Annotated in this window: 1 protein-coding gene; it reads left to right on the top strand. The window is 53.6% G+C overall.

The annotated features are described in order from the left end of the window. Nucleotides 1-4 precede the first annotated feature (4 nt). Nucleotides 5-274 (top strand): RNA-guided endonuclease InsQ/TnpB family protein (locus tag ACQRCJ_RS12550; RefSeq protein WP_427799958.1); only part of this gene is annotated, 270 nt, incomplete at its 3' end.

Below are 274 nucleotides of genomic sequence, written 5' to 3'. Positions count from 1 at the left end.
TTCCATCATAGGCATCGAGGATCTGAATGTACGCGGGATGCTGAGAAACAGACGTTTATCCAGATCCATAGCAGATGGCGCCTTTTATGAGTTCCGTCGGCAGCTGGAATATAAAAGCGGCATACATGGCGGGACAGTTGTTGTGGCCGACCGCTGGTTCGCCAGCAGCAAAACATGTTCCGACTGCGGTCACAGGCTGGAAGCTTTGCCTCTGTCCATGCGTCATTGGGTATGCCCCGAATGCGGGGCATACCATGACCGTGACGTCAATGCT

The organism is Desulfovibrio sp. SGI.102 (genome assembly GCF_050314315.1).
GTDB lineage: Bacteria > Desulfobacterota > Desulfovibrionia > Desulfovibrionales > Desulfovibrionaceae > Desulfovibrio.
This window is presented reverse-complemented; position numbering and strand designations above follow the sequence as displayed.